Source organism: Hydrogenophaga sp. (assembly GCF_035481345.1).
In the GTDB taxonomy this organism is placed as follows: Bacteria; Pseudomonadota; Gammaproteobacteria; order Burkholderiales; family Burkholderiaceae_C; genus Hydrogenophaga.
On sequence record NZ_DATIGV010000165.1, the window covers coordinates 1 to 5,189 of the forward strand.

7 protein-coding genes and 1 tRNA gene are annotated in these 5,189 nt (G+C 70.7%); 3 read left to right on the plus strand and 5 right to left on the minus strand.

Annotation, left to right across the window (positions count from 1 at the left end; translation table 11 throughout):
• Window positions 1-254: hypothetical protein (locus tag VLG41_RS17175; RefSeq protein ID WP_325350611.1), on the minus strand; the 254-nt coding region annotated here is incomplete at its 3' end.
• Window positions 255-454: 200 nt separating this feature from the next.
• Window positions 455-530 (minus strand) — tRNA-Arg (locus tag VLG41_RS17180).
• Between the two features lie 153 nt (window positions 531-683).
• On the opposite strand from VLG41_RS17180, the gene VLG41_RS17185 reads away from it, so the two are divergent.
• Window positions 684-1,526 carry a c-type cytochrome gene (locus tag VLG41_RS17185; RefSeq protein ID WP_325350612.1) on the plus strand — a complete coding sequence of 281 codons (843 nt, stop codon included), beginning with the start codon at window positions 684-686 and terminating at the stop codon, window positions 1,524-1,526.
• 26 nt (window positions 1,527-1,552) lie between these two features.
• Here VLG41_RS17185 and VLG41_RS17190 read toward each other — a convergent pair whose 3' ends face one another.
• The 3 genes from VLG41_RS17190 to VLG41_RS17200 are packed head-to-tail and all read right to left on the minus strand — an operon-like array spanning window position 1,553 to window position 3,557.
• Window positions 1,553-2,086, minus strand: a complete 534-nt coding sequence (locus tag VLG41_RS17190) for a DUF2946 family protein (RefSeq protein WP_325350613.1) — start codon at window positions 2,084-2,086, stop codon at window positions 1,553-1,555.
• Window positions 2,087-2,095: 9 nt separating this feature from the next.
• On the minus strand, window positions 2,096-3,079 hold the full coding sequence (locus VLG41_RS17195; RefSeq protein ID WP_325350617.1) for a YheT family hydrolase: 984 nt from the start codon (window positions 3,077-3,079) through the stop codon (window positions 2,096-2,098).
• A 40-nt stretch (window positions 3,080-3,119) separates the two neighbouring features.
• A complete protein-coding gene (locus tag VLG41_RS17200; RefSeq protein WP_325350614.1) occupies window positions 3,120-3,557 on the minus strand; it encodes a YybH family protein in 438 nt (145 codons plus the stop codon).
• Window positions 3,558-3,629: 72 nt separating this feature from the next.
• Here VLG41_RS17200 and VLG41_RS17205 point away from each other — a divergent pair, with 72 nt between their 5' ends.
• Window positions 3,630-4,229 (plus strand): LemA family protein, encoded by a 600-nt coding sequence (locus VLG41_RS17205; protein WP_325350615.1) that lies wholly within the window; start codon window positions 3,630-3,632, stop codon window positions 4,227-4,229.
• Window positions 4,230-4,279: 50 nt separating this feature from the next.
• On the plus strand, window positions 4,280-5,179 hold the full coding sequence (locus tag VLG41_RS17210) for a TPM domain-containing protein (RefSeq protein WP_325350616.1): 900 nt from the start codon (window positions 4,280-4,282) through the stop codon (window positions 5,177-5,179).
• Window positions 5,180-5,189: the final 10 nt, after the last annotated feature.

Consider the following 5,189-nt stretch of genomic DNA (forward strand, 5'->3'; position numbering starts at 1 on the left):
GCCTGCGCCAGCCATGCTGGAACCGGATCGGGCCTGAAGAACAGCACCACCACCGGCAGGATGAAGCTGAGGAAGCCCGGAACGATCACCGGCGCCGGAATCCGCCGGGCGTAGAAGCCGTGGTATCCGATGTACTCGGCCGATCCCACCTTGGCGAAAAGGGGGTAGATCACGAGCTGGGCAAACCAGATCGTGCCCAGGGAATAGAACATGACGGCGGTGTTGACCAACAACACCCAATGAGGAGCATTCATGGCGGTTCGGGGTTTCAGGAACTCACCCCCCACAAGCGGCCGCCCGATGGAATCGGTGGCGATGGTGGAAACTGCGGAACGAACTCGCCGCAGAGTGAGCAGGACCCCGATGATCGGCCTGGTCGTGCCGGATGGCCACCCTGCCAGGGGAGGGCATCAGATGGAAAACCTATCCGCATGCCGCGGTGGTTGGCTTGACTTGGCGCGGCTGGCGGGGATCGAACCCACGACCCTCGGCTTCGGAGGCCGATACTCTATCCACTGAGCTACAGCCGCGCAGAGCCACGCATTCTAGCGGCTTGCTCGGGAACGCCCGGGCCCGCCATAGGCGCTAGATATAATCGCGGGCTGTCCGCCGACGCCCGGCGCGCACTGCCAGACACTGCCAGAAGGCCTTGAAGGCCCGCCTGCCACCCCCCTGAGGACCCCATGAGCGACCACGATTCCCATACCGGCCCCATCAAGACGCCCGCCCAGCTAATGTGGACGTCGCTCTTTGCCTTCGTGGTCCCTGTCTTCATCATCATCGGCCTGGTCTATTTCGTGACCTCGGCCAACAAGCCCGGCGCCGGCGCGGTCGACACCGAACTCGCGGTCGCTCAGCGCATCGAGAAGGTCGGCACCGTGGAGATCCGCGACGCCAACCGCCCGCTGGAAGCCGGCGCCACCGTGTACAAGGCCCAGTGCGCCGCCTGCCACGACGCGGGCCTCGCGGGCGCCCCCAAGTTCGGTGACGCGGGCGCCTGGGCCGCGCGCATCGCCACCGGCTACGAATCGCTGCTGAATTCCGCCCTCAAGGGCAAGGGCGCCATGGGCCCGCAAGGCGGCGGCGCCTTCCGCGACCCCGAGATCGGCCGCGCCGTGGTGCACATGGCCAACGCCGCTGGCGCCAAGTTCGCCGAACCGCAAATGGCCGCGCCCGCGGCACAAGCCGAGGCCGCTCCGGCGCCCGCGCCGGCCGCCGCACCTGCCGCTCCTGTGGCAGCAGCCCCCGCAGCGGCTCCCGCGCCGGCCCCGGCCGCTGCGGTCGCCGCCAACGGAGAAGCCCTCTACAAGCAGGCCTGCACCGTGTGCCATGCCGCTGGTGTGGCTGGCGCACCCAAGACGGGCGACAAGGCAGCCTGGGCGCCCCGCATCGCACAGGGCGTGGAGGCCCTCACCGCCAGCGCGATCAAGGGCAAGGGCGCGATGCCGCCCAAGGGTGGTGCGATGTCCGCCTCGGACGCCGAGATCAAGGCCGCCGTGCAGTACCTGATCGATCGCGCCAAGTAATCGCGCGACCCCTCAAAAAAGGCCGGTCACTGACCGGCTTTTTTCATGGCCTCGGGGCTGCGCACGAAGCCGAAGCGCGCGGGCAGATCGTCCGCGCGCACCGCCTCCGGTTGCCAGCGCCCCGCCTCCACCGCGTCGGCCGCCAGCACCATGTCGGCCGTGTGCACCAGGCCCACGCCGCGGTCGGTGTCGAGGTACAGCCGACCTTCCTCGTCGAGCAGGCTGGCGTGCACCGCCACCGGCTCGCCATCGTGCGCCTGCACCGAGCCGTCGGGCTGCAGCCGCCACACCCAGGGCGTGTTTTCCAGCTCCACGTAGACGCGCTGCGGCCCGTTCTGGAAGAACCACTGGCCGCGCTCATCGGCGGCGTAGTTGCGGTGGATGAAGGCGATGAGCTTGTCGTGCCGCAGCAGTGAACCCTTGCTGCGCGCGAAGGGGCCGGCCGCCTGGGCGCGGTCGTCGCGCATGTACCACTGGCCGCGCGCGTCCAGCCCCAGCCAGCCGTGGCAGTGCGGCACGTTGGGCCATTTGGCGAGCGCGGCCTTGACGATGTCGTCCATGCGATGGGCTCAGGTGTGCGCGAGCAACCAGTGTCCCACCGCCTCGGGCATGGTGCGCACGTGGCCGGGCAATCCCCACGCGCCCAGCGAGGCGGCGAAACCCACGTGGCCGCCGTGCGCGGGCTGCCACAGCGTCACCCGCGCGCCCACCTCGCGCGGCTGGGGAAGCGAGTGGGCGGGCACGAAGGGATCGTTGAGCGCGTTGACGGCAAGCGCGGGCACGCGGATGCGCGCGAGGTGGGGCTTGGCCGAGGCCCGCGCCCAGTAGTCCTCGGCGTCGCGAAAGCCGTGCAGGGGCGCGGTGAAGATGTCGTCGAAGGCGTGGAGATCGCGTGCGGCGCGCAGGGCCTCGGCGTTGAACAGGCCGGGGTGCTGCGCGAGCTTGCCCAGGGCCTTGGGCTTCATGCTGCGCAGGAACATGCGGGTGTAGATCTGGCGGTTCAGGCCGCGGCCGATGGCGTGGCCGCCCGCCGCGAGGTCAAGCGGCGAACACACGGCGGCCACGGCCTTCACCACGGCGGCCGCGGCGTCGCCCGATTCACCGGCCCAGCGCAACAGCGCGTTGCCACCCAGCGAGACGCCCACCGCGATCAAGGGACGCTGCGGCTCAACGGTGGCGAAGCGGCGCAGGATCCAGTCGATCTCCTCGAAATCGCCCGAGTGGTAGGCGCGCGGCGCGCGGTTCATCTCGCCCGAGCAGCCGCGAAAGTGCGGCACGGCGTAGGCCAGCCCGCGCTCGGCAGCGAAGTCGGCGAAGGCCACGGCGTACTGGCTGGCCGAGGAGCCCTCGAGGCCGTGGAACAGCACCAGCCTCGGCGATTGCGCGTGCGCCGCGTGGCTGGCGTGATCGACGTCGATGAAGTCGCCATCGGGTGCGATCCAGCGCTCGCGCCGCCACTGTGGCGCCGGCCCGAAGTGCCGGCGCGCCAGCAGCGCGGGCCAGATGGTCTGCGCGTGCCCGCCGGGCAGCCACCAGGGCGCTCGGTAGGCCAACAGGTCGGTGCGCGGTTCGGGTTTCAAGTGGCGCGGCGGTTCAATGCAGCAGGGGTTTCTGGGTGGACAGCTCGGGCGGCTCGACGCGCGTGCCCGGGCTCGCGTGGTGCGCCACCAGGCGCCAGCCCTGCGCGGTCTTGATGTAGACGTTGGTGGCCAGCACGTAGGCGTGCTGCGGCCCGTCGTCGGTGAGCACGGCCACGCGCTCGACCAGGCTGTGCACGGCGCAGTGGCCGTCATCGTGGCGGTGCAGCTTCTCGGGCGTGGCCATCACCGCGCCGTTGGCGAACATGGCCTCGAAGGTGGCGCGAATGGCCTCGTGTCCGAGCAGGCGCGGGCCTCCCGGGTGCACGCAGACGATGTCCTCCTCTTCGGCCCAGCAGGCCATGAGGCGCTCGATGTCTGCGTGCTGCAGGGCGTCGTAGAACGCGGCTTCGGTGTCGTCCGGCGTGCCCGGTGGCAGCTTGGGTTTTCGCATGCGCGCATTGTGCCGCCGCGCCACGGACGCGGGGTATAGTGCCCGCGAACACGGAACCCCAAGGAGGCATCCATGCGCCGTCTGCTCTCGCTTCTGCTGATCTGCGTCACCGCCGTGCTGGGCGGCTGCGGCTACAACGATTTCCAGCGCCTGGACGAAGAGAGCCGCTCGGCCTGGGCCGAGGTGCTCAACCAGTACCAGCGCCGCGCCGACCTGATCCCCAACATCGTGGCCACCGTGCAGGGCGAGGCCAACTTCGAGCGCGGCACGCTGGAGGCGGTGGTCAACGCACGCGCCAAGGCCACCTCGATCCAGGCCACGCCCGAGCTGCTCAACGACCCCGCCGCGATGCAGAAATTCCAGGCCGCGCAGGGCGAGCTGGGCAGCGCGCTCAGCCGCCTGATGGTGGTGGTGGAGCAGTACCCCAACCTCAAGGCCAACCAGGGATTCTCCGATCTGCGCGTGCAACTCGAAGGCACCGAAAACCGCATCGCCGTGGCGCGCAACCGCTACATCCAGGCCGTGCAGGCCTACAACGTGCTGGCGCGCAGCTTCCCCAGCAACCTCACGGCCATGGTGTTCGGCTACCAGCCCAAGGCCAACTTCAGCGTGACCAACGAGGCCGAGATCAGCACACCGCCCAAGGTGGATTTCGGCACACAGAAGCCCTGAGGCCCGGGCCGAACGCACATGCCCGCGCCCGACGCGGTGACGCCCGTCCCATGATCACGCCGCTGCTGCGCACCCTGCTCGCGCTGGCCCTGGGGCTGGCCGCGGCGCTCGCCGGGGCGCAGGGCGTGCAGCCCGTGCCCGAGCTGCGCGCGCGGGCCATGGACCTCACCGGCACGCTGGACGCCGCCGCGCTGCAGCGGCTCGAAGAACGACTGGCCGGCTTCGAGCGCGAACGCGGCACGCAGATCGTGGTGGTGCTGGTGGCCAGCACGGCGCCGGAAGACATCGCGGATTACACCCAGCGCCTGGGCGATGCCTGGAAGATCGGCCGCCGCGAGGTGGGTGATGGCCTGCTGTTCGTGATCGCCAAGGACGACCGGCGCATGCGCATCGCGCCCGCCAAGGCGCTCGAGGGCGCGATCCCCGACCTGCTGGCGCGCCGCATCCTCGATCAGGCCGTGGCACCAGCGCTGCGGCGCGGCGACTTCGCGGGCGGCATCGACGCGGGGCTCACACAGATCATGGCCGCCGTGCGCGGCGAGGCGCTGCCACTGCCATCGCCGCAGCCTTCAACGGGCCGCGGCGCGGGCGAATGGACCGACGCCCTGGTGTTCCTGCTGTTCGCCGTGCCCATGGTGGCGGGCTTCATGCGCCGCGCCTTCGGCCGCGGCCTGGGCATTCCCCTCACGGGCGCGGCCGCGGGCGTGATCGCCTGGCTGCTCACCTCGGTGCTGTGGGTGTCGGCCGGGGCGGCGGTGCTGGGCATGCTGGTGGCCGTGTTGGCGCGCTTCATGCCCGTGTCCGTCCCTTCGTCCCGTGGCCGGGGCGATCGCTGGGGCGGAGGGGGTGGCTGGGGTGGCGGCGGCCGCGGCGGATTCGGCGGCGGCGGCGGATTCAGTTCCGGTGGTGGTGGCAACTTCGGTGGCGGTGGCGCCTCCGGCGGCTGGTGAGGGATACGGC